General features: G+C 72.2%; 26 protein-coding genes. 15 read left to right on the top strand and 11 right to left on the bottom strand.

Annotated elements, in window-relative coordinates:
- Nucleotides 1-88: 88 nt before the first annotated feature.
- Complete coding sequence (locus tag ACFUJ1_RS11085) at nucleotides 89-1,096, bottom strand: AraC family transcriptional regulator (protein WP_378644749.1); 1,008 nt, start codon at nucleotides 1,094-1,096, stop codon at nucleotides 89-91.
- A 70-nt stretch (nucleotides 1,097-1,166) separates the two neighbouring features.
- On the opposite strand from ACFUJ1_RS11085, the gene ACFUJ1_RS11080 reads away from it, so the two are divergent.
- Nucleotides 1,167-2,642, top strand: coding sequence for a flavin-containing monooxygenase (locus ACFUJ1_RS11080; RefSeq protein WP_378644747.1), 1,476 nt, complete (start codon nucleotides 1,167-1,169; stop codon nucleotides 2,640-2,642).
- Between the two features lie 3 nt (nucleotides 2,643-2,645).
- On the opposite strand, the gene ACFUJ1_RS11075 is transcribed toward ACFUJ1_RS11080, so the two are convergent.
- Nucleotides 2,646-2,861, bottom strand: coding sequence for a hypothetical protein (locus ACFUJ1_RS11075; RefSeq protein ID WP_378644764.1), 216 nt, complete (start codon nucleotides 2,859-2,861; stop codon nucleotides 2,646-2,648).
- Nucleotides 2,862-2,997: 136 nt separating this feature from the next.
- Here ACFUJ1_RS11075 and ACFUJ1_RS11070 point away from each other — a divergent pair, with 136 nt between their 5' ends.
- Nucleotides 2,998-3,408, top strand: a complete 411-nt coding sequence (locus ACFUJ1_RS11070) for a nitroreductase family deazaflavin-dependent oxidoreductase (RefSeq protein ID WP_378644746.1) — start codon at nucleotides 2,998-3,000, stop codon at nucleotides 3,406-3,408.
- A 59-nt stretch (nucleotides 3,409-3,467) separates the two neighbouring features.
- On the opposite strand, the gene ACFUJ1_RS11065 is transcribed toward ACFUJ1_RS11070, so the two are convergent.
- Nucleotides 3,468-3,722 (bottom strand): hypothetical protein, encoded by a 255-nt coding sequence (locus tag ACFUJ1_RS11065; RefSeq protein WP_357020553.1) that lies wholly within the window; start codon nucleotides 3,720-3,722, stop codon nucleotides 3,468-3,470.
- 257 nt (nucleotides 3,723-3,979) lie between these two features.
- Here ACFUJ1_RS11065 and ACFUJ1_RS11060 point away from each other — a divergent pair, with 257 nt between their 5' ends.
- The 3 genes from ACFUJ1_RS11060 to ACFUJ1_RS11050 all read left to right on the top strand — a co-directional run bounded on the left by ACFUJ1_RS11060 (nucleotide 3,980) and on the right by ACFUJ1_RS11050 (nucleotide 5,784).
- Nucleotides 3,980-4,288, top strand: a complete 309-nt coding sequence (locus tag ACFUJ1_RS11060; protein WP_378644744.1) for a hypothetical protein — start codon at nucleotides 3,980-3,982, stop codon at nucleotides 4,286-4,288.
- A gap of 74 nt (nucleotides 4,289-4,362) precedes the next feature.
- Entirely contained in the window at nucleotides 4,363-5,310 is a 948-nt protein-coding gene (locus tag ACFUJ1_RS11055) for a bile acid:sodium symporter family protein (protein ID WP_378644743.1), read from the top strand.
- 24 nt (nucleotides 5,311-5,334) lie between these two features.
- Complete coding sequence (locus tag ACFUJ1_RS11050) at nucleotides 5,335-5,784, top strand: MarR family winged helix-turn-helix transcriptional regulator (RefSeq protein WP_378644741.1); 450 nt, start codon at nucleotides 5,335-5,337, stop codon at nucleotides 5,782-5,784.
- On the opposite strand, the gene ACFUJ1_RS11045 is transcribed toward ACFUJ1_RS11050, so the two are convergent.
- Nucleotides 5,781-6,452, bottom strand: coding sequence for a TetR family transcriptional regulator (locus tag ACFUJ1_RS11045; protein WP_378644740.1), 672 nt, complete (start codon nucleotides 6,450-6,452; stop codon nucleotides 5,781-5,783). The genes ACFUJ1_RS11050 and ACFUJ1_RS11045 overlap by 4 nt on opposite strands.
- Nucleotides 6,453-6,556: 104 nt before the next feature.
- Between ACFUJ1_RS11045 and ACFUJ1_RS11040 the strand changes: the two genes are divergently transcribed.
- From ACFUJ1_RS11040 to ACFUJ1_RS11030, 3 genes are all read left to right on the top strand, one after another.
- Nucleotides 6,557-8,026: a cytochrome P450 gene (locus ACFUJ1_RS11040; protein WP_378644738.1), complete on the top strand. Its 1,470-nt coding sequence runs from the start codon at nucleotides 6,557-6,559 to the stop codon at nucleotides 8,024-8,026.
- Nucleotides 8,023-8,214: a ferredoxin gene (locus ACFUJ1_RS11035; RefSeq protein WP_233016338.1), complete on the top strand. Its 192-nt coding sequence runs from the start codon at nucleotides 8,023-8,025 to the stop codon at nucleotides 8,212-8,214. Before ACFUJ1_RS11040 ends, ACFUJ1_RS11035 begins: the two co-directional genes overlap by 4 nt.
- A gap of 153 nt (nucleotides 8,215-8,367) precedes the next feature.
- A complete protein-coding gene (locus tag ACFUJ1_RS11030) occupies nucleotides 8,368-9,171 on the top strand; it encodes an SDR family oxidoreductase (RefSeq protein ID WP_378644736.1) in 804 nt (267 codons plus the stop codon).
- Nucleotides 9,172-9,174: 3 nt separating this feature from the next.
- Here the strand turns inward: ACFUJ1_RS11030 and ACFUJ1_RS11025 are convergent, their stop codons facing one another.
- Together ACFUJ1_RS11025 and ACFUJ1_RS11020 are read right to left on the bottom strand one after the other, a co-directional pair.
- A complete protein-coding gene (locus ACFUJ1_RS11025; RefSeq protein WP_378644735.1) occupies nucleotides 9,175-9,996 on the bottom strand; it encodes an SAM-dependent methyltransferase in 822 nt (273 codons plus the stop codon).
- Nucleotides 9,997-10,118: 122 nt separating this feature from the next.
- Entirely contained in the window at nucleotides 10,119-11,540 is a 1,422-nt protein-coding gene (locus ACFUJ1_RS11020) for a WGR domain-containing protein (protein ID WP_378644733.1), read from the bottom strand.
- 216 nt (nucleotides 11,541-11,756) lie between these two features.
- On the opposite strand from ACFUJ1_RS11020, the gene ACFUJ1_RS11015 reads away from it, so the two are divergent.
- Both ACFUJ1_RS11015 and ACFUJ1_RS11010 read left to right on the top strand, forming a co-directional pair.
- The gene (locus ACFUJ1_RS11015; RefSeq protein WP_357020581.1) at nucleotides 11,757-12,038 is read left to right on the top strand and encodes a hypothetical protein; all 282 of its coding nucleotides are present in this window, start codon (nucleotides 11,757-11,759) and stop codon (nucleotides 12,036-12,038) included.
- Nucleotides 12,039-12,068: 30 nt separating this feature from the next.
- The gene (locus ACFUJ1_RS11010; RefSeq protein WP_378644732.1) at nucleotides 12,069-12,908 is read left to right on the top strand and encodes a DUF72 domain-containing protein; all 840 of its coding nucleotides are present in this window, start codon (nucleotides 12,069-12,071) and stop codon (nucleotides 12,906-12,908) included.
- 53 nt (nucleotides 12,909-12,961) lie between these two features.
- On the opposite strand, the gene ACFUJ1_RS11005 is transcribed toward ACFUJ1_RS11010, so the two are convergent.
- Genes ACFUJ1_RS11005 through ACFUJ1_RS10995 form a run of 3 tightly spaced genes read right to left on the bottom strand, consistent with a single transcriptional unit; the run spans nucleotide 12,962 to nucleotide 15,892 of the window.
- On the bottom strand, nucleotides 12,962-13,798 hold the full coding sequence (locus ACFUJ1_RS11005; protein WP_378644730.1) for an NAD-dependent protein deacetylase: 837 nt from the start codon (nucleotides 13,796-13,798) through the stop codon (nucleotides 12,962-12,964).
- Nucleotides 13,799-13,829: 31 nt separating this feature from the next.
- The gene (locus ACFUJ1_RS11000; protein WP_378644729.1) at nucleotides 13,830-15,389 is read right to left on the bottom strand and encodes an MDR family MFS transporter; all 1,560 of its coding nucleotides are present in this window, start codon (nucleotides 15,387-15,389) and stop codon (nucleotides 13,830-13,832) included.
- Nucleotides 15,386-15,892, bottom strand: coding sequence for a MarR family winged helix-turn-helix transcriptional regulator (locus ACFUJ1_RS10995; RefSeq protein WP_378644727.1), 507 nt, complete (start codon nucleotides 15,890-15,892; stop codon nucleotides 15,386-15,388). Before ACFUJ1_RS10995 ends, ACFUJ1_RS11000 begins: the two co-directional genes overlap by 4 nt.
- Before the next feature lie 207 nt (nucleotides 15,893-16,099).
- Here ACFUJ1_RS10995 and ACFUJ1_RS10990 point away from each other — a divergent pair, with 207 nt between their 5' ends.
- The 3 genes from ACFUJ1_RS10990 (at nucleotide 16,100) to ACFUJ1_RS10980 (ending at nucleotide 17,832) form a co-directional block, all read left to right on the top strand.
- Nucleotides 16,100-16,324 carry a hypothetical protein gene (locus ACFUJ1_RS10990; protein ID WP_378617127.1) on the top strand — a complete coding sequence of 75 codons (225 nt, stop codon included), beginning with the start codon at nucleotides 16,100-16,102 and terminating at the stop codon, nucleotides 16,322-16,324.
- 90 nt (nucleotides 16,325-16,414) lie between these two features.
- The gene (locus ACFUJ1_RS10985) at nucleotides 16,415-17,107 is read left to right on the top strand and encodes an MspA family porin (protein ID WP_378644725.1); all 693 of its coding nucleotides are present in this window, start codon (nucleotides 16,415-16,417) and stop codon (nucleotides 17,105-17,107) included.
- 62 nt (nucleotides 17,108-17,169) lie between these two features.
- Nucleotides 17,170-17,832 (top strand): MspA family porin, encoded by a 663-nt coding sequence (locus ACFUJ1_RS10980; RefSeq protein ID WP_378644724.1) that lies wholly within the window; start codon nucleotides 17,170-17,172, stop codon nucleotides 17,830-17,832.
- A 60-nt stretch (nucleotides 17,833-17,892) separates the two neighbouring features.
- Here the strand turns inward: ACFUJ1_RS10980 and ACFUJ1_RS10975 are convergent, their stop codons facing one another.
- Nucleotides 17,893-18,525 (bottom strand): MBL fold metallo-hydrolase, encoded by a 633-nt coding sequence (locus ACFUJ1_RS10975; RefSeq protein ID WP_378644722.1) that lies wholly within the window; start codon nucleotides 18,523-18,525, stop codon nucleotides 17,893-17,895.
- Entirely contained in the window at nucleotides 18,522-19,607 is a 1,086-nt protein-coding gene (locus ACFUJ1_RS10970) for an S-(hydroxymethyl)mycothiol dehydrogenase (protein WP_378644721.1), read from the bottom strand. The genes ACFUJ1_RS10975 and ACFUJ1_RS10970 overlap by 4 nt, the downstream gene beginning before the upstream one ends.
- A 147-nt stretch (nucleotides 19,608-19,754) precedes the next feature.
- On the opposite strand from ACFUJ1_RS10970, the gene ACFUJ1_RS10965 reads away from it, so the two are divergent.
- Both ACFUJ1_RS10965 and ACFUJ1_RS10960 read left to right on the top strand, forming a co-directional pair.
- Complete coding sequence (locus ACFUJ1_RS10965; protein ID WP_378644719.1) at nucleotides 19,755-21,098, top strand: LuxR C-terminal-related transcriptional regulator; 1,344 nt, start codon at nucleotides 19,755-19,757, stop codon at nucleotides 21,096-21,098.
- A gap of 316 nt (nucleotides 21,099-21,414) precedes the next feature.
- Nucleotides 21,415-23,550 (top strand): hypothetical protein, encoded by a 2,136-nt coding sequence (locus tag ACFUJ1_RS10960; RefSeq protein WP_378644718.1) that lies wholly within the window; start codon nucleotides 21,415-21,417, stop codon nucleotides 23,548-23,550.
- The last annotated feature ends 24 nt before the right edge of the window (nucleotides 23,551-23,574 follow it).

The raw sequence follows: 23,574 nt of genomic DNA, 5'->3' as shown, positions 1-23,574 counted from the left end.
CGGGGCGGGGGGGCACCCCTCCCGCCGCGTACCCACCCCCGCGGGGGGGGGGGGGGTTTTTCCTCCCCCACCCGCCCCGCTCGCGTTGTCACAGCCTGCCGCGCCGGACCGCCGTCGGGGTGCTGCCCCACCAGCGGCGGCAGCAGCGGGTGAGCGTGGCCTGCTCGGCGAGGCCGAGCAGCGAGGCGATCTGGCTCATCGGCATGGCGGTCGTGGTCAGGTAGCGCTGCGCCTGCTCGCGGCGCACCTCGTCCAGGATCGCCGCGAAACTCGTTCCCTCCCCGGCCAGCCTGCGCTGCAGGGTGCGCGGGTGCACGGTGAGCAACTCGGCGACGACGCCGATCTCCGGCGGGGCGGTGCCGAGCAGCTGGCGGACCGTCGTCCGCACCCGCGGCGCCGCGGCGGCGCCGTCGCCCGCGGTCTGCGCGGCGAGGAAGGCCATCGCCAGCCGGTGCAGCGTCTCGTCGCCGCCCGCCAGCGAGCGGGTCTCCAGCCCGCGCGGCATGCGGAGCAGCGCGGCCGGCCGCCCGGCCCGCACCGGGGCGCCGAAGAAGCGTTCGTACTCGGCGAGCGGGGCGGGCGGGCGGTACGGCAGCTCCACCGAGCGCAGCCCGTAGCGCGGGGCGACGAGCCGCTGGATGGTCCGGTGCACGAAGCCGAGGCCGAGGTCGGTGCCCTGCACCGGGGCGGGCAGGTCGTCGCTGCGCACCTCGTAGCGCAGCGCGACCACGTGCTCGTCGCCGTACGGGTCCGGCTCCAGGCCGAGGCTGAGCGAGGGCGCGTGCACGAAGAGGTAGCGCGCGGTGCACTCCATGACCCCGGCGAGCGTCGGCGAGTTGCGGATGGCCAGCGCGAGCGGGCCGAGCATGTCCAGGTCCTGCCGGTAGGAGATGCGCAGCCCGAGGTCGGGGCAGCCGAGCCGGTGCGCGGCCAGCTCCAGCACCGTGGCGACGGCGGTATCCGGTACCAGCATGTCGTCGGTGTCCAGCGCGGCGGCGGGCAGCCCGGCGGCGGCGGCCAGCGCCTCGGCATCGCCGCCCAGCTCGGCCACGGTGGCGCGGAAACCGCGCAGGCCGGCCGAGCGGATGACGGACATGTCGTCCAGGATCAAAGTTTTGTCGCGTGAAAGCAAGAAGGCCCGGCCGCGGCCGGGCACACTGGGTGGCATGACCGAACACCTCGACGTCGTGATCGTCGGCGCAGGGCTCTCCGGGATCGGCGCCGCGTACCGGTTGCAGACCGAGTGCCCCGGCAAGAGCTACGCCGTGCTTGAGGCCCGCGCGGCGCTCGGCGGCACCTGGGATCTGTTCCGCTACCCGGGGATCCGCTCGGATTCGGACATGTTCACCCTCGGCTACCCCTTCAAGCCGTGGCGCGACGCCAAGTCCATCGCGGACGGCCCGGCCATCCTGCGCTACATCACCGAGACCGCGCGGGAGTACGGCATCGACCGGCACATCCGCTTCGGCACCAAGGTGCTCGGCGCCGACTGGTCGTCGGAAGACCTGCGCTGGACCCTGACCCTGCAGCGCACCGACGCCGACGGCCACTCCGTCGAAGCGACGGTGACCTGCGGCTTCCTCTACAGCTGCGCGGGCTACTACAACTACGACCGCGGCCACGCGCCGGAGTTCGCCGGGCTCGCCGACTTCACCGGGCAGGTGGTGCACCCGCAGTTCTGGCCGGAGGAGCTGGACTACACCGGCAAGCGGGTGGTGGTGATCGGCAGCGGCGCCACCGCGGTGACGCTGGTGCCCGCCATGGCCGCGGACGCCGATTCGGTCACCATGCTGCAGCGCAGCCCCACCTGGATCAGCGCGGTGCCCGGCCGGGACAGGATCGCCGACAAGCTGCGCGCGACGCTGCCGCCGCAGCTCGCGCACCGGCTCATCCGCACCAAGAACATCCTGTTCAGCATGGGTTTCTACCAGTACTGCCGACGCCGCCCCGAGGCCGCGCGCAAGCTGCTCACCGGGCTCACCACCCGCATCCTGGGCGACGAGAAGCTGGTGGCCGAGCACTTCACCCCGGAGTACGACCCGTGGGACCAGCGGCTCTGCGCGGTGCCGAACGCCGACTTCTTCAAGGCCATGAAGAAGGGGAAGGCGGAGGTCGTCACCGACCGGATCGACCGCTTCGTGCCGGATGGCATCCGGCTGGCGTCGGGCCGGGTGCTGCCCGCCGACATCGTGATCACCGCCACCGGGCTGGAGCTGCTCGCCTTCGGCGGCATCGCGCCCTCGGTGGACGGGGCCGAGGTGCCGCTGCCCGAGCAGTACGTGTGGCAGGGCGCCATGCTCACCGGGGTGCCGAACTTCGCCGTCTGCATCGGCTACACCAACGCCTCCTGGACGCTGCGCGCCGACCTGACCTCCCGGCTCGTCTGCAAGGTGCTGAACTTCATGGACCGCAGGGGGTACCGGGCGGTGGTGCCGGAGCCGGCGGGTGAGCTCGGCGAGCAGCCGCTGCTCGACCTGGCGTCGGGGTACGTCCAGCGCTCGATCGGCGACTTCCCGCGGCAGGGCGACCGGCACCCGTGGAAGGTGCGGCAGAACTACCTGCTGGACTCGGCCACCACGCTCCGCACCGACCTGGGCAAGACGTTGCGGCCGGTGCGGCCGCAGGTGCCCGTGCGGGTGTGAGGCTCAGTCCGGCATCTGCCGCAGCTCCAGCAGGGTGAGGCCGAGCGCGTCGATCCTGGCCAGCAGGCCGCGCAGCGCGGCGGCGTCGGTGACCGGGCCGTACAGCGTGGTCACCGCGCCCGGCGCCCGGTTCGATGCGGTCAGCTCCGGGAAGGCGGCGAGCGCGCGCTCGGAGAGGTCGCCGTCGATGATGAACTGGTAGCGCAACGGGCCCACCACCGCTCCTTCCGCCGATTCCCGTGCGCCGAGCCTGCCCGGCCCGGCGCGCCGCCGCGTCACCCGGAGCGGGTGAGATCGTGGGCCGGTAGCCTCGGGTCCGCGCGGACCCGCGCACCTGCCAGCGGAGGGAGCGGCTGTGGCCGAGGATTTCAACGCGAAGATCATCGCCGAGTTCCGGGCCAATCGGGGGAAGGTCGGCGGGCCCTTCGCCGGCGCCGAGCTGCTGTTGCTCAGCACGACCGGGGCGAAGAGCGGCGCGCGGCGGGTGAGCCCGCTGGCCCAGGCCAGGGACGGGGAGCGCTTCGTGATCGCGGCCTCGAAGGCGGGCGCCGACACCAACCCGGACTGGTACCACAACATCAGGGCCAACCCCGAGGTCACGGTGGAGTTCGGCACCGAGACCTTCCGTGCCGTCGCCACCCCGATCGAGAGCGGCCCGGAGCGCGACCGGCTCTACGGCAAGCTGATCGAGCTCATGCCGGGCTTCGCCGAGTACGAGACCAAGACCGACCGGGTGATCCCGGTGGTCGTGCTCGAGCGCGTCTGATCCTTCGAGCGACGAAGGCCCGCCCGAGAATTCGGGCGGGCCTTCGTCGTCGGAGCGGATCAGCTGTTCTCGCAGCCGATCCCGTTGCCGTCGCGGTCCAGGTCGTACTCGTCCGGGCCGATGACCTCGACCCGGCCGGTGTAAGCCGGGCCGTTGCCGCTGCCGCCCGCGCAGTCCACGTCCGAGGTGATCGGGACGCAGGGTCGGTAGGAGGCGTGGCAGCCGGACTGCGGCGCGGCCGATGCCGGGGCCGCGGCGGCGAGGAAGGCGGAGACGGCGGCGCCGGCGACGCCGAGCAGGAGTGCGTTTCGCATTGTGTCCCTTCGTGATTCGAGCCAGCGAAAGATATCAGCACACACCGGGCGAACGGGATGTTTCGGTGTCGATTAGGGGTGGGAACGGACCGGTTCGCAGTCACCCGGCAAATCGGCCGCACACCCGGGCGCGACGTCGATTGGAATCCGATCGCACTGGGTAACTCTGGTCGAGACCGTCAGGCCCGCTCGTCCCGGCACGCCGGGCAGCCGCTCGGCGACCGCCCGGACAACGCCAGAGGAAGGAACCTCCACCGATGACCGACAGCCCCCGGCCCGCACCCGCGGACCCGCGGCACGACGTGCTCGTGATCGGAAGCCTGCTGGTTGCCGGGGAGGCGGTCTCGGTGACGGTGCACCGACCGGCGCCGATTCCGCCGGTGCGCGGCTCCGGGTACTGGTGCAGGCTCGCGGTCGACCGGGCGCGGGCGGCGCCCGCCCAGTCGATCGTGGTCGGCCGGGATTCGGCGGGAGCGCTGGCCTCCGCGCTGACGCTGATCGAGACCAGGTTCGGGGTGAGCCCGGCGGAGTTCCTCGCCGACGCCACCATCGGCGCCGCGCGCTGACCCGCCCCAGGATTGGTGGCATGCCCGCCGCCCGCCCGCCGACCTAGAGTGACCGCCATCGGCGAACTCCGCCGGTGGGGCGGGCGCTGGAGGTCGGCATGGGGTCGTGGCCGGTGACCGTGCTACTCCCGATCGTGCTCGCGCTGATCATGTTCGGGCTCGGTCTCGGGCTGACCGTCGCCGACTTCACCCGGGTCGCCCGGTACCCGAGGGCGGTGCTGGTCGCGCTCGGCTGCCAGCTGGTGCTGCTGCCCGCCATCGCCTTCGGGCTGGTGCTGGCGACCGGCATCGCCCCCGCCTCGGCGGTCGGGGTGATGCTGCTGATGGCCGCGCCGGGCGGGGCCACCGCCAACCTGCTCAGCCACCTGTTCCGCGGCGACGTCGCGCTGAACGTCACGCTCACCGCGATCAACTCGCTGCTCGCCGTGCTGACCCTGCCGGTGGTCGCGAATCTCGCGCTGACGTACTTCGCCCCCGCCGGGCAGGAGCGGCTCGGGCTGCAATCGGGGAAGCTGCTCCAGGTCTTCGCGCTGGTGCTGGTCCCGGTGCTGGCCGGGATGCTGACCAGGGCTGCCCGGCCGCGCTGGAGCGCGCGGCTGGACCGGCCGGTGCGGGTGCTCGCGCTCGGCTTCCTCACCGTGGCCACGGTGGCGGCGCTGGTCGTCGAGCGCCGCAATATCGGCGGCTACCTGGCCGAGGTCGGGGTGCTGATCCCGGCGCTCTGCGCGATCGGCCTCGGCGTCGGCTACCTGGTGCCGAAGGCGGCCGGGCTGGCGCGGCCGCAGGCGCTTGCCTGCGCCATGGAGGTCGGGATCCACAACAGCGCGCTGGCCATGACGATCGCGGTGAGCGTGCTCGGCGACATCCGGATGGCGGTGCCCGCCGGGGTGTACAGCATCGTCTCGGTGCCGCTCGCGCTGCTCGCGGGGTGGCTGATCACAGCGGGCGGCGCGCGGCCGGCGCGGGCGTCGGCACCGCGATTCCGCGCACATTCGATTGCCCGCAACCGATCGGCTCGCTAACTTCGAAGCAGGAGGTGGTGCGGGATGCCGCGAACGGATGCGCTGGCACTGGACCAGCAGTTGTGCTTCGCCCTGTATTCGGCGTCCCGCGCGGTCACCCGGCTGTACCGGCCGCTGCTGGAGGCGCTCGGGCTGACCTACCCGCAGTACCTGGTGATGCTGGTGCTCTGGGAGCGCGGCACGGTCACCGTCAAGGAGCTGGGCAAGGCGCTCGACCTGGACTCCGGCACGCTCTCGCCGCTGCTCAAGCGGCTGGAGGCGAACGGGGTGGTGGCCCGGGTGCGCTCGGCCGCGGACGAGCGCTCGGTGCTGATCGCGCCGACCGAGGCGGGCGCCGCGCTGCGCGAGCAGGCGGCCACGGTGCCGGAGCGGATCGCCTGCGCCAGCGGAATGGACCCGCGCGACCTCATCGGCTTCCGGGATCAGCTCAAGGAGATGACCCGGATCGTCAACGAGACCGAGGTGGATCCCTAGGAGGCCGCGGACTTCTTCGTGGTCTGCAGCCGCTCGGCGAGCGCGGGGATCCGGGCCAGCATGTCGACGGCGAAGTCGGCGAGCAGGTCGACGAGGCCGTCCCGGTCGACCTCGAGCTGACCGTCCAGCCAGATCAGCACCAGCTCGGCGGCGCCCCCGGTGATGAGCTGCGAGGTGACGGCGACCGCGGCGTCCTGACCGTGCGGGAGGTCGAGCACCACCCTGGTCTGCTCGATGATCACCTCGGCCACCCGGCGCATGCCGTCGAAGCGGCTGCGCATCAGCGCCTCGCTGCCGTACGCCTGCGCGAAGACGATCTGCGCCCGCCGCGGGTCGTCGGTGAGCTCGGTGATCAGCGCGGCGACCCCGGCGCGGATCCTGGCCTCCGGGTCGGCCGAGGTCTCGGCGATGGCGCGGCGGGCGCGGTCCAGCCCGGCCTGCTGGATGCGCAGCAGCAGCTCGGCGGCGAGCGCGTCCAGGTCGGCGAAGGCCTCGTAGAAGAAGCGCGGCCCGACCTTGGCCTGCTCGCAGACCCCGCGCACGGTGAGCGCGGAGAGCCCCCTGGTGCCGATGATGCCGAGCGCCGCGTCCAGCAGCCGATTGCGCCGATCCTCGCGACGCTCCTCCGAGGAGGCGCCCCGGTAGGTGCCGGTCGATGCGCGGGTCATCCCGCCAGCTTGGCACAGCACCAATTGGGAAACAATCGTTTACGGAAACGAACGTTTCCTCTATCGTCGTCCCTGTTCGCAATGAAGCGAAGGGATGACCGGTCATGAGTCTTCTGCTTGCCCCGCCGACCGTCGACGGTCTCACCGAGAAGTACCGTCACGTCCGCGCCAGGGCCGCTTTCGAGGTCCAGCGGGCCGCCGTGCGGCTGGCCGATCGGATTCCGAGCCGGGTGCGGCCGCTCGCCGAGCCGCCGCCGGGCAGCGGGCTGAAACCGGTGCTCGGCGATTTCGGCCCGCCGGTGATCGGCTACACCTTCCACTCCATCGTCGACCCGCTCGGCTTCGGCCAGCGGCGCTACGACCGCTTCGGCGACGTGCAGTGGGTCGGGGTGCTCGGCCGCAAGGTGGTCTTCGTCGGCAGCCCGGCCGCCTTCGAGGCGGTGCTGCTGGACCGGAACAAGGTGATGTCGGCCGAGCGCGGCTGGGAGTACCTGATCGGCCCGTTCTTCCGCGGCGGGCTGATGCTGCGCGACTTCGACGACCACCTGCACCACCGCCGGATCATGCAGCAGGCCTTCACCCGGCCCCGGCTGGAGGGGTACCTCGCGCTCACCACGCCGCTGCTGGAGCGCGCGGTGGCGGACTGGGAGCCCGGCCCGCGGTTCCACGTCTACCCGGCGATCAAGAAGATGCTGCTGCAGCAGGCCACCGCGGTCTTCGCCGGCGCGGAGCTCGGCCCGATCGCGAACCGGCTGGAGCACGCCTTCGAGGACGCGGTGCATGGCGGCATGGCGATCATCAGGGCGAACGTGCCCGGCGGGGTCTGGGCGCGCGGGCTGCGCGGCAGGCGCACACTCTCCGAGTACTTCCGCAGCGAGCTGCCGGCCAAGCGCGCGGGCGACGGCGCCGACCTGTTCAGCGTGCTGACCAGGGCGCGCAGCACCGACGGCCACGCCTTCACCGACGAGGAGGTGGTGGAGCACATGATCTTCGTGATGATGGCGGCGCACGACACCAGCACCATCGCCTCCTCCATGCTGATCTACGAGCTGGGCAGGCACCCGGAGTGGCAGGAGCGGGTGCGCGCGGAATCGCTGGCGCTGGGCAAGGATTCGCTGGACTACGCCGATCTGGAGAAGTTGCCCTCGCTCGATCTGGCCTTCCGCGAGGCACTGCGAATGTGGGCGCCGGTGGGCCAGCAGGCCCGCGAGACCACCGAGGACACCGAGCTCTGCGGCCATTTCGTGCCGAAGGGGACGCTGGTGATGACCGGTCCGTTCGGGCTGATGCGCAACGCCGAGTTCTGGCACGACCCGGACACCTTCGACCCGGAGCGCTTCGTCGACGGCCGCCGCGAGGACAAGTCGCACCGCTTCGCCTGGCCGCCCTTCGGCGGCGGCGCGCACAAGTGCATCGGGCTCTACTTCGGCGGCATGACGGTCAAGGCGGTGCTGCACCGGATGCTGCTGAGCTACCGCTGGTCGGTGCCTGCCGGGTACGTGCCGCCGATGGTGCCGACCACCGGCCCGACCCCGGCGGACGGGCTGCCGATCCGGCTGGAGCGGCTGCCGTGACCAGGGTGCTCGCCGACACCGAGCGCTGCGAGGGCCACGGCATGTGCGAGGCGGTGGCGCCGGAGCTGTTCCGGGTCGGCGACGACGACGTGGTGATCGTGGCGCCGGGCGAGCTCGCCGCCGCCGACCTGGAGAACGCGAGGCTGGCGGCGGACAGCTGCCCGATGGCCGCGCTGCGGCTGGAGTGAGCCGCCGTCCGGGCCGGGTCCGTCGCCGGGCCGCGCCGCGCCCGAGCCGGGGCTGCGGCGCTGCGCGCGAGGCCGGGTGCGGGCGCCCGCTCCGCTAGGGTCGGGTTGCCCGCTCGGTGATCGGCGGGCGGTTCGCGCACACGAGGAGTTCGGATGAGCAAGACCGCCGTCGTCACCGGAGCGTCGTCGGGGATCGGCCGCGCTACCGCGGCCCTGTTCCTCGCGCAGGGGTACACGGTGATCGGCACCAGCCGCGATCCGGAGCGGATCCCGGCGGCGAACCGGATCGACGGCGTCGAGTACCGGGCGCTCGACCTCGCCGACGCCGAGTCGATCGAGGCGTTCGGCACCGGCCTTCCCGCGGTGGACGTGCTGGTCAACAATGCGGGCGAGAGCCAGTCCGGCCCGCTGGAGGAGCTGCCCGCCGACGCGCTGGACCGGCTCTTCCGGATCAATGTGCTCGGCCCGGTGCGGCTCACCCAGCTGGTGCTCCCCGGGATGCGCGAGCGCGGCGCGGGCCGGGTGATCATGGTCGGCTCGATGCTGGCCAGCTTCCCGCTGGCTTACCGCTCCTCGTACGTGGCGACCAAGGCGGCGCTCAAGGGCTTCGCGCACGCGGCGCGGCTGGAGGTCTCCCCGTTCGGGGTGGCGATCAGCACGGTGGAGCCCGGCTCGATCGCCACCGGGATCGGAGAGCGGCGCACCGCCTACATCGCCGCCGACTCCGCGCACCTGGCCGACTACCGGACCATGATCAGCAAGCTGGACCACAACGAGCAGAACGGCATCGCGGCCGAGCAGGTGGCCGCGCTGATCGTCAAGGTGGCGCGGGCCCGCAGGCCGAAGCCGCTGTACGCCACCGGAAGCCGGGCCCCGCTGGTCTTCGCGCTGCGCAGGCTGCTGCCCGCCGCGGCGATCCACCGGATCACCGCGCGGGCACACGGCCTGAAGCGCTGAGCGTCAGCGCTTGTAGCCGAGCCCGGCCACGATCAGCTGCTCCCAGATGGTGAGCTCGCGCTCGGTGCTGCCGATGGCGTCCGCGGCGGTGCTGTCCGGGCGCCACTGCACGGCGGGCACGATGCCGGGCTCGGCGACCTGGAGACCGTCGAAGAAGGCCGCGATCTCCTCGTCGGTGCGCCAGCGGCCGCGGCCGAAGGTCTCCTGCAGCTTGCCCTCGGCGGCCTTGGTCTCGTCGTTGTCGCCGGAGCGGAAGTGCGAGATGAACAGCGCGCTGCCCGGCGCCACCTGATCGCGCCAGAAGCGGACGATGCCGAGCGGGTTCTCCCGGTCCTCCAGGTGGTGCAGGATCGCGCTGAAGATCACCGCGACCGGCTGGTCGAAATCGATGAGCCGCTGCAACTCCGGATGGTTGCGGATGCCTTCCGGGTCGACCGCGTCGGCCTGGATCACCACGGTGTTGTCGTCGGTGGCGAGGATGGCCCTTCCGTGCGCGAGCACGATCGGGTCGTTGTCCACGTAGACCACCTTCGAGCCCGCGGCGTGCCTGGCCGCGACCTGGTGCACGTTGTCCGAGGTCGGCAGCCCGCTGCCGAGGTCGACGAACTGCCTGATGCCGTCGGCGGCGAGCTCGCGGACGGCGCGGACCAGCACGTCCCGGTTGGTCTTGGCGATGGCGACCGAGCCGGGCAGGTTGTTGATGAAGTGATCGCCGATCGCCTGGTCGACCGGGTAGTTGTCCTTCCCGCCGAGCACGTAGTCGTAGACGCGGGCAATGCTTGGCTTGCTCTGGTCGATCTCGACCGAGGGGGAATTGTCGGACACAGGCGGGAACCTCACGTTCGATGGACCGTAATCGCCCCTATCCTAGGGCGCGACGGGCCGCGATGACCGCGTGGTAGCTCGAAAGATACCGCGCGGTACCGTAATTCGGCCCGGCTGGGAGTTCAGCGCAGCCTGCGGATGTCGCCGCGCACCCGGTAGAAGCCGCCGCGGCCGGACTCGGCGATGGCGTCGACCACGTAGCGCGCGCCCGCCTCCCTGATGTCCCTGGGGAACTGCACGTTCCAGCCGTCCCGGTACCCCGGCGAGACCACCCGCACCCGCAGCCCGCCGCTCTGCTCGACGCACTCCACCACGATGCCGTCGCCCGCCTCGGCGGTCACCTCGACGGTGGAGCTCGGCGCCACCGCGGAGATCTCCGGCGCCTTGATCGAGACGGTGCGCGGCAGCACGCCCTCCTCGGCGCCGCGGATCGCGCTCTCGGTGACGTCCAGGCAGGCCAGCGCGCCGCTGGTGGTGACGAGGTAGAGCCGGTCCGCGTGGTACTGCATGGAGTACGCGGAGCCGCAGCCGGTGCCGAGCTTCCAGAGCCGCTGCCCGCTCGCGTCGAAGCAGTACACCGAGGAGTGGTTGTCACCGGCGAAGACGTAGCGGCCGTCCGGCGAGGTGGCGCAGGAGAAGACCGAGGCGTCGCAGCGGTAGGTGATCGCGTCGGTGCCGTCCTTGCCGATCATCCGCACGTTGTTGCTGGTGGTGCCCGCGTACACGGCGTCGGATTCCTGCCAGCCGAAGAGCACGTCGCCGGTCGGCACCTGCCAGAGCTGCTGCCCGCGTTCCAAGCCGTACTTGGTGACGCCGCGCGAATGCCCGTGGTAGACCCCGGTGTCGTCGATCCGCACCATCCAGGCGAAATCGCCGTTGCTGCGGTGCGACCAGAGCGACTCCTCCTCGTGGTCGATCACGGTGACGCCGCCCTCGCGGTCGGAGACGCCGAGGATGCCGTCGTGGATGTCGAGCCAGTAGATGTCGACGTCGGCGGCGATCTCGTAGGCGGCCCGCGGCACCTTGCCGGACAGGTCGTAGACCCGGCCGTCGTCACACCCGGCGTAGATCCAGAAATCGTCCGCGACAATGCACTTGACGGCGTCCGGGAGGCGGAAGCGGCCGGTGACGGTGCCGTCCGCGGTGAGCGTGAAGACGTCGCCGTGCTCGTTGCCGACCCAGCAGCGCTCGTCATCGACGAAGATGCCGAAGGCGGAGGCGCCGGAGTCGAAGCTCCAGAGCACCGGGGCCGCCTTCGCCGTGGAGCGGGTGCTGGTGATGGTGCGCCGTGTGCTCTGGCGCTTGGCGCGCTGACCTGGCACCGCGGACGCGTACCCCTTGCGCACCTTCTCGCCGATCTTCTTGGCCGCCGCGGCGCGCGCCTTGTCCTCGGTGGGAAAGCTGCTGACCTTGACCTGGCCCTGGTCGCCGATCCGGCCGTAGCGGATGGTCACCTGGGTGCCGGCCACGCCGACCTCGTAGAACTTGTGCGCCGAACCGTCGTCCTCGGACAGTTCCAGGTAGGTGCAGGCACCGGTCGTCATCGTCTTGCCCCGCTTCGTCGTTCGGTCGATCTCGAGCGAGAAGGTAGCAATGCGAACCGACAAGCCGGGTGCGGCGGCGGAAGTGTCGGTCGGATAGCGCAGACCGTTCGGTTTGCCACGCGGATGCTGGTCGTTGACTAGGTGCTGCTTCGCCGCGCATAATCCGAGGAGATCACTGTTTGCGCAACGGTTGCGGAATCCTCAGGGGAGCCCCACATGGTCTTCAGCACGGCGCACGACATGTTCCTGCTCGCTCAGGTGGGCAACCCGACCCCGGAGGCGCCGCCGCTCTCCGGCGAGATCCTGCAGATGGTCAGGTACGTCACCTGGTTCTCGATCCTCTCCGGGGTCGCCGGGATCACGGTGGCGGGCGGCAAGTTCGCCTGGGAGAAGTGGCACGGCAGCAGCTTCACCTCGCCGAAGATGATCGCGGGCGGCATGATCGGCGGGGTGGTGGCCACCAGCGCGGGCACCATCATGAACACGCTCATCTCCTGAGCGCGCACCCCGCTGCGCTAGCGTGGCGGGATGCGACTCCACGTGGGGTGTGCGATGTGGTCGCACGGGTCCTGGTTCGAGCGGCAGCCGCCCGCCGCCGAGCGGCTGCGCCGCTACGCGGAGCACTGCACCGCCGTCGAGGGCAACACCACCTTCTACGCCACCCCGGCGCGGCGGACCGCGGAATCCTGGGCGGCGCAGCTGACCCCGGACTTCCGCTTCTACGCCAAGCTGCCGCGCCCGGTCACCCACGAGCACCGGCTCGGTGGCGGCGAAGCCGAGCTCGCCGCCTTCCTGGACGCCATGGAGCCGCTCGGCCCGAGCCTGCACGCGCTCTGGGTGCAGCTGCCGCCGACCTTCGGCCCGAACGACCTCGGCGCGCTCGCCGCCTTCCTGCCCGCGCTGCCCGCGGGGCCGGGAATCGCCGTCGAGGTGCGGCACCCGGCCTTCTTCGAGGATGTCGAGCAGGCGCGGCGCCTGGTGCGGGTCTTGAACGTGGCAGGCGCCGAGTGGGTCACCTTCGACACCACGACGCTCTACGCCGCGCCCCCGCGCACCCCGGCCGAGCACGAGGCGTGGGGCAAGAAGCCGCGGCTGCCACGCCGCACCCCCGCGCTCGGCCCGCACCCGGTGGTCCGCTACCACGGCCGTGACGACGCAGAGGCCACCGCCGCCGGCTGGGCGCCCTGGCTTGAGACGGTGGCGGGCTGGTTGCACGAGGGGCGCTCGCCGACGGTCTTCGTGCACACCCCGGACAACGGTGACGCGCTCGGCCTGGCCAGGCGCTTCCACGCCGAGGTGCGGGATCTCGTCCCGGAGCTGGAGCCGCTACCCGAGCCGGAACCGACGGAGGCCCCCACCCTGTTCTGAGCGGGCCGCCGGTCGGCGCGGGCCGGGCGCGCGCCCCCGCTGAGCCCGGCGGCTCAGCCGAGCCGCTCGGCGAGCGCGGTGAGGACGGGGGAGCAGCCTGCGTCGACGGTGCGGGTGGCGCACTCGTCGCCCCTGGTGCTGCCGCGGTTCACGATCACCACCGGTTTACCCTGCTTGGCCGCGTGCCGGACGAAGCGCAGCCCGGACATGACGGTCAGCGAGGAGCCGGCGACCAGCACCGCGTCCGCGGCGTCCACCAGTGCGAAGGCCGCGGCGACCCGGGGCTTGGGGACGTTCTCGCCGAAGTAGACGATGTCGGGCTTGAGCATCCCGCCGCAGTGCGCGCAGTCGACCATGCGGAAGGTGTCGGTGCGCGCGATCACGGCGTCCGCGTCCGGCGCGACCTCCAGCCCGTCGGCAGCGGCGGCGGCCGCGAAGCCGGGGTTGGCCGCCTCCAGCCGGTCGGCCAGCGTCATCCGGGAGATCAGCCGCTCGCAGCCGAGGCAGCGCACCCTGGCGTAGGTGCCGTGCAGGTCGATCACCGCGCGGTGCCCGGCCTTGGTGTGCAGCAGGTCGACGTTCTGCGTGATCAGCCCGGTGACGACGCCCGCGCGCTCCAGCCGGGCCAGCGCGCGGTGGCCCGGGTTCGGCCGGGAGCCGTCCATGGTGCGCCAGCCGACGTGGTTGCGCGCCCAATAGCGCTGCCGGAACACCGGGTCGCCGACGAACTGCTGGTAGGTCATGGGGTTGCGGGGCGGGGAGCCGGGGCCGCGGTAGTCGGGGATGCCGCTGTCGGTGGAGATGCCCGCGCCGGTGAGCACGGCCAGCCTGCGCCCGGCGAGCAGCGCGGCAACGGGATCGACGGCTGTTCGCTCCAGGACATCGGACACGAAGTCCAGCGTACGACCTGTTTCGTCGCGGTCAGAGCGGTTCGACCGGCTCCGGCTCGCGCAGCGGGATCTCGTCGAGGAGCAGCAGTACCAGCGCGGCGAGGAAGGCGACGGCGGCGGCGGTGTAGAAGACCGGGTGCATGGCCTCGGTGAAGCCGATCAGCACCGGGGTGCGCACCGCCTCCGGCAGCGCGGCGATCCCGCTGGTGTCGCTGCGCAGCACGTCGAGCAGTGCCGGGTCGGTTCCGGCTGGCAGCGCCCCGCCCGCCGCCGCCAGGATCCGGGCGGGCAGCAGGCTGAACAGCACGGTGAGGAAGACCGCGACGCCGAGCGTGCCGCCGATCTGCCGGAAGAAGGTGGCCGATGCGGTGGAGGCGCCCATGTCGGCGCGCGGCGCGGCGTTCTGGATGGCGATGATCAGCGTCTGCAGGCTGGTGCCGAGCCCGATCCCGACCAGCCCGCCGACGGCGAGCGGGAACCACAGCGGGCTGTCGTGCGCCAGCTGGGCGAAGCAGAGCCCGCCGATCCCGACCAGCACGCTGCCGACGACCGGGAAGACCTTGTAGCGCCCGGTCATCCGGGTGACCCGCCCGGCCACCTGCGAGCCGAGCGTGATGCCGATGACCATCGGCAGCATCATCAGCCCCGCCATCGTCGGTGAGAGGCCCTGCACCACCTGGAGGTACTGCGGCAGCATGGCGAGCCCGCCGAACATCGCGATCCCGATCAGCAGCCCGCCCGCGATCCCCGCGCTGAAGGTGCGGTTCCGGAAGAGCCGCAGCGGGATCAGCGCGGCATCCCGCATTCGCCACTCGACCAGGATGAACAGCGCGGTGCCCGCGGCCCCGATGCCGTAGCAGAGCAGCGCCGACGGCGAATTCCAGCCCCAGCTCCTTCCCTGCTCGGCGACGAGCAGCAGCGGCACCACCGCGAAGGCCAGCGCGACCGCGCCGAACCAGTCGATCCGGTGCCGCTGCGGCCGGTGCGGGGTGGTGAGCACCTTGGAGACGACGACCAGCGCCACGATGCCGATCGGGACGTTCACCAGGAAGACCCAGCGCCAGCCGGTGAGCCCGAGCAGCGTGTCGTGCGCGGCGAAGAAGCCGCCGAGCACCGGGCCGAGCACGGTGGCGATGCCGAAGACCGTGGTGTTGTAGCCCTGGTAGCGCACCCGCTCCCGGGCGGGAACCAGGTCGGCGATGATGGTGAAGGCCAGCGACATCAGCCCGCCCGCGCCGAGCCCCTGGAAGGCGCGGAAGGCGGCCAGCTGGTGCATGGTGGCGGCGCAGGCGCAGGCCGCCGAGCCGAGCACGAAGATCCCGATGGCGAGCAGGTAGAGCGGCCTGCGGCCGTAGATGTCGGCGAGCTTGCCGTACAGCGGGGTGCTGATGGTCGCGGTGATCAGGTAGGCGGTGGTGGCCCATGCCTGCTGGTCGAAGCCGTTCAGGCTGTTCGCGATGGGCACGATCGCCACGCTGACGATGTTCTGGTCCAGCGCGGCGAGGAAGAGCCCGAGCAGTAGCCCGGAGAGCACGGTGAGGATCTGCCGGTGCTCGAGCTGCCCCGGCGTCCGCTCGATGGTGCCGGTCACCCGCGCGCCGCCGCGCCGGGCTCGGAATTCCTCGGGTCCGCCTCGATCCCGTCGTTCAGCCGGTCCAGCAGCACGGTGAGCTGGCCGACCTCGGCGGCCGACCACCCCGTCACCAGCCCGGCCAGCCACTCGCTGCGCCGCTGCCTGGCCTGCTCGAAGACCCGCACCCCGTCCTCGGTGGCGGCGAGCACGCTGGCCCGCCCGTCGTCCGGGTCGGCGCGCCGCTCGATCAACCCGAGCTGCACCAGCGTCCTGGTCTGTCTGCTGACCAGCGAGATCTCCGCGTAGAGCAGGTCGGCGAGGCGCCCGGTGCGCTGCGGTCCGTGCTCGACCAGCCGGAAGAGCATGGCGTAGGCGAGCTTGTCCAGGTGCCTGGCGTCGTCGGCGGCGGAGCGGTGCCGCACCCGGTTCAGCGCGCGGGCGAACCGCACCAGCTGCCTACCGAGCCGGTCGGCCGCCGCGAGTTCGGCGTCGCTCGGCGCGCCGGAGTCGGCAGAAGACATGTACTTGACCACCTCAACTAGTTGCTTCCGCCAACTATAGGGCGGCGCCCGCAGAAGCGGAAACGGGATTCTCGGACATGCCGTTTCAGGAGGTTTGTCCGATAGTTCGGGTCATCCGCGGTGGAGTGTTCACGTTGACGCGGTGGTGCGCGTGACCAACTATGGGGTATGGCCGTTTTCGCTTCGTGTCGCCGCTGAGCACCGCCGATGCCCGACGAATCCGATCGCGAGCAGGCTCGGCTGCTGTACACTCTGCTCCGGCGCGAAGCCGACGAACTCGCCAGGGTGCTGGAAGCGGATCTCACCCGCCGCGGTACACCCAGATCGACCACCGAGTCCCGGCGGCTGACGCGTGATCTGCAGGAAATCCGGCGTTGTCTCGCGAATCTCGCGACCCGCTTTCCCGAGGTAGTCGGGACGGATCGGCACTAGATCGCGACGTTCCATCGCACGATCGCACAATCGGACACATCAAGTTTTCCTGGCCTGAACTCTGCGAAGAATTCTGTGATGAGGGGAAAGATGACCAATTACCGCACCACTGGTGTGCGCATCGCCGGTGTCGGCGCCGCGGCGGCCGTGGCTCTGGGGCTGCTCTCGACCGGCGCTGCCAATGCCGACACCTTCGTGCCGCTGCCGGACGGCCAGAAGCTCGGCCCCGGCGTCACCGTCACCCGCCTCGGGGAGCACGCGATCGTCTCGCCGTCGCTCGCGGCCAATGGCGCGGGCCGGGTCGTGTGGGTCTCCGGCAATGCCGTCGCCGATGTCACCGCCACCCCCGAGGGTGAGATCGGGCCGTTCAACGGACCCGCCGACGAGCCGGGGAGCAACAACTCGTCCACCCACGGTGCCTCGCAGCTGAATACCGGTTACATCGTCGGTTGCCAGGTATCGATCAGCGACGAGGCCATCTCGGCCGGGCTCGGTGGCGGCCTCGGCTTGACCTTTCCCCTCGACGGTAGCGAAGCCACTGGCGACGGCGCCTTCGAAGGCTCCATCGGCCTGGAGCTCGGCCCTGGCGAGGTGAAGTTCGTGCAGATCGAGATCAAGGACATCACCGAGCCCGGTGTCTACTCGGTGGAGTACCAGGACGTGGAGATCGAGATCCAGGGCTGCGCCGGCTACGCGCAGGCCCGCGCCTACACCGTGGTCGAGATCATCGGCGACGACTATTCGAAAACGTCCCTCTACGGCCTCCCGTTCAGCATCGGCTGATCTGGTCCGTTCGGTCGAATCACACACTCGCTGAAGCGGTTTCAATCCAAGAGGGGTTACTCATGCTCAACAGCAAGTCACTGGCGCGGGTGGCGGGTATCGGCGCCGCCGCCACGGTCGCCCTCGGCCTGTTCTCCACCGGTGCCGCCAATGCCGACACCTTCGTCGCCCTGCCGGGCGGCACCATCACCAAGGTGCTCTCCGACGGCACCGTGGTGACGGTGAGCCTGGTCGGCGAGTCGGCCAACATCAACCCGTCGCTCGGCTCGACCCCGGCGCACCGCAATGCGTGGGTCTCGGGCTCGGCGCAGGTCAACGTCGAGGGCGGGGAGGATATCGGCGGCAAGATCTACCCCGGCTACGTCGTGGGCTGCCAGGTGAACATCTCCGGCGGTGGCGTCGAGGGCGCTCTCGCGGGAGGTTTCGACGCCGAGGAGTCCGTGCTCGGTGCCGAGACCGGCGGCAACCTGTCGCTCGGCCCCGGCCAGGCGACCTCCTTCTACATCCTCGATATCGAGAAGCCGGACGACTACGGCAGCGAGGACCACGCGACCAACAACTCGTTCAAGGGCAACAACGGCTCGGTGACCTGGGCCGACTCCACCATCGGGCTGACCGGCTGCGGCGGCTACGCCCAGGCCCGTGCCTTCGTGCGGGTCAAGGTGGAGACCGACCATGTGCAGTCGGTCGTGACCCTGTGGGGCCAGCCCTTCAGCATCGGCTGACCCACCGCTCGCAGCGAGGGGCCCGGCGCCTGCGCGCCGGGCCCCTCGTCGCGAGCGGGCTCAGTGGCCGCGGGCGATCCACTCCTCGAGGTGCGGCGCCTCGGCGCCGACGGTGGTGCCGCCGCCGTGGCCGGTGTGCACCCCGGTCTCCGCCGGGAGCGTGAGGATCCGCTCCCGGATCGAGCCGATGATGGTCGGGAAGTCGGAGAAGGAGCGGCCGGTGGCGCCGGGGCCGCCGCTGAACAGGGTGTCGCCGGAGAAGAGCACCCCGGCCTCGGGCAGGTACAGGACGACCGAGCCGGGGGAGTGGCCGGGCGTGCTGATCACCTGGAGGTCGGTGCCCGCCACCGGGATGCGCTGGTCGTCGGCGAGCGGCCGGTAGGCGGCTTCCGGGTGCGTCATCCGCCAGAGCGGCTCGTCGCCGGGGTGCAGCAGGATCGGGGCGTCCAGCCGCTCGGCGAGCTCGGGGGCCGCGGTGACGTGGTCGTTGTGGCCGTGCGTGCAGACCACGCCGAGCACCCGCCTGCCACCGACGGCCTCGGCGATCCGGCCCGCGTCGTGTGCGGCGTCGACGATCAGCACCTCGTCGTCGTCGCCGACCAGCCAGACGTTGTTGTCCACGTCCCAGCTGCCGCCGTCCAGGGTGAAGACCCCGGAGGTCACCACCTGATCGATCCGCAGCTCGCCGCTCACAGCACCACCACCGAGCGCAGCACCTTGCCGCCGTGCATGGTGTGGAAGGCCTGCTCGACCTGGTCCAGCCCGATCCGCTCGGTGACGAACTTCTCCAGCGGCAACCTGCCCTGCCGGTACAGCTCCACCAGCACGGGGAAGTCGCGCTCCGGCAGGCAGTCGCCGTACCAGGACGACTTGAGCGCGCCGCCGCGGGAGAAGAAGTCGATCAGCGGCAGCTCCAGCCGCATGTCCGGGGTCGGCACGCCGACCAGCACCACGGTGCCCGCCAGATCGCGGGCGTAGAAGGCCTGCTCGTAGGTCTCCGGGCGGCCGACCGCCTCGATCACCACGTCGGCGCCGAAGCCGCCGGTGAGCTCCTGGATGGCGGCGACCGGGTCGGTCTCGGCGGCGTTCACGGTGTGCGTGGCGCCGAGCTCCCGAGCCCACTCCAGCTTGGTGTCGTCCCGGTCAACGGCGATGATCGGCGTCGCGCCGACCAGCTTGGCGCCCGCGATGGCCGCGTCGCCGACGCCACCGCAGCCGATCACCGCGACCGAATCGCCCCGGCTCACGCCGCCGGTGTTCACCGCGGCGCCGATGCCCGCCATCACGCCGCAGCCGAGCAGCCCGACCACGGCGGGGTCGGCCTCCGGGTCGACCTTGGTGCACTGGCCCGCGTGCACCAGCGTCTTCTCCACGAAGGCGCCGATGCCGAGCGCGGGGGTGAGCTCGGTGCCGTCGGTCAGCGTCATCTTCTGGGTGGCGTTGAAGGTGTCGAAACAGTACTGCGGACGACCGCGCTTGCAGGCCCGGCAGCGGCCGCAGACCGCGCGCCAGTTCAGGATGACGAAGTCGCCCACCTCGACGGTGTCGACGCCACCGCCGACGCTCTCCACCGTGCCCGCGGCCTCGTGGCCGAGCAGGAACGGGAACTCGTCGTTGATCCCGCCCTCGCGATAGTGCAGGTCGGTGTGGCAGACGCCGCAGGCGGCGACCTTGACCACCACCTCGCCCGGGCCCGGGTCGGGAATCACGATATCGGTGAGCTCGACCGGAGCCCCCTTACTCCGCGCGACCACCCCGCGAACCTGCTGTGGCATGGCTGTTCATCCCTTCAGACGACGGTATGGACGCATGCGTGTACCCGCATGGCTACCTCGACCGTATCGGTGCGGAGGCCGGGGGTGTCCTGGCCGGACGGACAGGAAAACCTCGCCTTTCGGCCAGGTCGCCTAGACTCGGCCGCGATGGCCGAGCCCGCCGTGACCCCTGCTGACCTGCCCGCCCTGCGCGCGGTGATCGACGGCCCGCTGGCCGAGATCGCCCGCCGCTTCTCCCGATACCTGGCCGAGCGGTGGCCGCACGACGCGCTGGTGATCTTCACCAGGGAGTGCACCGGGCGGCCGCGCAAGGTGGCGGGCGCCCCCGAGGTGGTCGACCGGGTCGGCATCGGCGAGCTGGAGGCGGTGCGCTCGGCGCTCGCCCCCGGCGAGCACGCCGAGCTCACGGCGCGGCTCGGCGAGGCGGAGCGTCGCCTGTGGGCGGTGCTGGACCGCTCCGGAATCCTGCTCGTCCTGCTGCCGCGGGAACCGGCCCGGCCCGTGCGGGCCGTGCGGGCGACCGCCGGACGGGACCCCGTCGACCCGGCCGCGACCTTGCCGTGCGGAGCGGACGAGCGCTGCGCGCTGCCCGGCGCGGCCGAACTCGCGGCGCGATTCGGCATCGTCGCCACCTCGATCCGGCAGCAGGTGGCCCAGGCCAGCCCGGAGTACCTCACCGAGGCCCGCGCCGCCTCCGCGGAGCGGGCCCGCGCCGTCGCCGAGCTCACCGCCGCGCACGAGGCCACGCTCACCGCGGTCCTCGCCACCCTGCGCGCCACCGGGCTGGACGACCGGCAGGCACGGGCGGCCGCCGTCGAAACCGCCTCCGCCGCACTGCTCGCCGCCCGCGCGGGCCGCGCCACCGAGCGAGCGCTGGCCGAGGAGCCGCCCGCCGCCGCCTTCGACCGGCTGCGCGCCGAGCTCGCGCCGGTGCTCAGGGACACCGAGGTGCTCTTCGCCGCCCCCGGCGCGGGCGCCCCGCTGCCCGGCGAGATCGCCGTCGGCGCGAGGGCCATGACCACCGCCGTCGTGCTCGCCTTCGTCGGCCAGCCCGGGCTGCGCAGGCTCCGGGTCGGCTGGGAGCACGCCGACGCCGCGCTCCGCATCGATGTGCGCGACCAGGAATCCGGCGTCATCGACGCCGACGCCCTGCGCCGCGCCCTCGAAGGCCGGGTCCGCACACTGCGCGCCGCGCTGGAGATCGAGGCGCTGCCCGGCTGGGGCAGCCGGGTGGCGCTGCGGCTGCCGCTCGCCGCGCCCGCGGTGCGCAGGGAGCGCGGCGCGCTGGACCGGCTCAACCGGCGCGAGCGCGAGGTGCTCGGGCTGCTCGCCGCGGGCAGGCGCAACCGCGCCATCGCCGCCGAGCTGGGCGTCGCGGAGAGCACGGTCAAGTTCCACGTCACCGGCGTGCTGAAGAAGCTGGCGGTCTCCACCCGCGGCGAGGCCGCCGCGCTCGGCGTGCGCGCCGGGCTGCTTCCCGACGCGCCCTGAGCATCGATCCCTCGCTGCCGGAGCGGATTTCGGGGTGCGGCGGGGCAGACCCGCTGCCGCGCAACGCCGGTCGGTATTGACATATTCCGCCACCGTCTCCGGTGCCATGCCGAGGTGGCGATACGCTCTGCGCCGAAGTCGATCGCGCCCGCGCTCCGGGCGGGACCGTTCGGACCCGCGGGATTCCGCGGAATGAGCGATAGCGGAAGGGCATGAAAGCAATTCGGCCACGACGGTGCGACGAACGGCGAAGCCGGGTACCGTACCCACGCGTGATCACTTGTCTGCCATCGTATCTTCCCGGCAGGGAGTCGCAGTGACCATCGACCAGAACAACGAAGACGATGTCACCGCGCTGGCGAGGCGGGTCGAGCGGGCGAGAGGCCGTCTCGCGTACCAGTTCGATCCGGCGCTGACCCAGGCGCTCTCGGAGGACGAACTACGCGCCGAGCGCGAGCTCGCCGAGCGCATCCGCATCGAGGAGCGCGGGCAACGGTGGAAAGAGGTGCAGGCCGCCGCCTCGGCCTCGGACCGCGCCAGGCAGACCACCGAAGCCATCGAGAAGGCCGACATGCGAGATCTCCTGCTCGCCCGTAGAGCGATCGCCGCGCAGCGGCGCGAGTCGAGCCCGCACGCCAAACTCGCCTCGCTCTACCGGCATCGCGCCTGGTCGCTGCGGGCCCTCGCGGGCGTCGTCACGGCGGGCATGCTGTGGTCGGCGGTCAACGTCCAGCAGAACATCGCGCCCGGCGGCCCGTCCGACCCGCTCTTCTGGTTCAGCTACCTGCTGGAGGCGATGATCAGCGCGTGTCTGATCATCATCATGATCGGCACCAACAAGGTGGCCGAGTGGGGCGTCATCGACAACCGGCGCCAGGTGCTCGCCGCCGAGGCCGCGCTGCTGCTGCTCACCGTCTCGCTGAACACCTATCCGTATGTCCGGCTCGGCAACTGGTACGACGCCGCGGTGCACGCGGTGGCGCCGGTGATGATCGGCGTCGCGCTGCTCATCCACGACGCGGTGAGCGCCCGCTACGGCCTGGCGATCGCCAGGGCGACGGCCCAGGTGCGCGACCTGCCGGACGCCACCGACCAGATCCGGCTGCGGATGCCGGGCGCCTACCGCGGCAGCGCCATCACCGAACTCGGCAGGCCGCCGATCGACGAGCCCGCCGCGCTGCCCCCGATGGCCGAGGGCGAGTACGAGGTCGTCGAAGAGGACGAGCTGCCGCCGGAGGACCCGGACAACGATCCGGACGCCGCCGAGCAGCCGGACGAGGACGAGCGCACCGAGCTCACCGGCGGCGCTGAGGGGGCGAGCGCCTTCCGCTCGCCGAATCAGCCCGCGCGGCAGCCGGTGACGGCCGAGCTCGCCGAGGTCGAGGAGGAGGCGGCCGAGGAGCCGAAGCCGGCCCCGGTCAAGCGCACCAAGGCCGTCGTCAAGGCCACCAAGCCGGTGGCGGCGAAGCCGCAGCGCGCAGCGGAGGAGGTGGCCGCGGACGACGCCCCGACCGGCGTGATCCCGGCCATCGACGCCGAGGCCGACGCCCCCGTCGAGCAGCAGCCGGCCAAGCCGGTGCGGAAGACCGCCGCCAAGGCGGCTCGGCCTGCCGCGAAGACGGCCGCCAAGACCGTCGCCGCGAAGCAGGCCCCGGTCGAGGAGGCCGCGCCCGCCGTCGAGGAGCAGCCCGCGCCGAAGCCTGCCGCGAAGGTCGCCCAGCCTGCCGCGAAGGTGGCTCCGCCTGCCGCGGTGCAGGTTGCGGCCAAGCCGGCCGCGGTGCGGTCGAAGCCGACCGCTGTCCCGGAGCCAGCTCCGGAGCCTGCGGCCGCCGAGCCCGTCGTCCGGCCCGCCGCCGCCCGGGTGGCCGAGCCGATCGCCGCGCCCGCGGCGCAGCCCGCCGCCGCGCGGTCCGCGCAGCCGGCGGCGGCACGGTCCGCCCAGCCCGCGGCAGCGGCTCGGTCGGCGCAGCCTGCCGCGGCTGCTCGGTCCGCGCAGCCCGCCCGCGTCGCCCAGCCCGCCGCTCGGGCCGCGGGCCAGGGCAGGGCGGCCGCCGCGGCGCAGCCGGTGTCCAGGCAGGCCACGGCCCGCGCGACCGCGCCGGTCGAGGTTCCGGAGGCGGATCGCCCGGCCGCGCCGGTGATCAGCTTCGCCAGCAAGGCCGCCGCCAGGCCCGCCGCGGATCGCGACCCGATCATGATGCCGATCGAGCCGACCCCGTCCCGGCCGCGCTCCTCCGGCCCGCGCACCGGCCCGCTGGCCGCCGTCGGCAGGAAGAAGAAGGCCCCCGAGCCCGAGCCGGCGCCGATCCCGGCGACCTCGGACGTCTACGACACCGGCGCGCTCCGGGTCGCCGACATGCTGGAGCAGGAGCTCGCCGAGCTCCGCGAGAAGCGGCGCCAGGCGCGCGCCGCCGGTCGCAGCAGCCGCTCCTCCTCGAGCCGGGACTACTGAACCGGCCGCAACACCGAAGCCACA

It is taken from the genome of Nocardia sp. NPDC057227 (assembly GCF_042669725.1).
Lineage (GTDB): Bacteria > Actinomycetota > Actinomycetes > Mycobacteriales > Mycobacteriaceae > Nocardia > Nocardia asteroides_A.
This window is presented reverse-complemented; position numbering and strand designations above follow the sequence as displayed.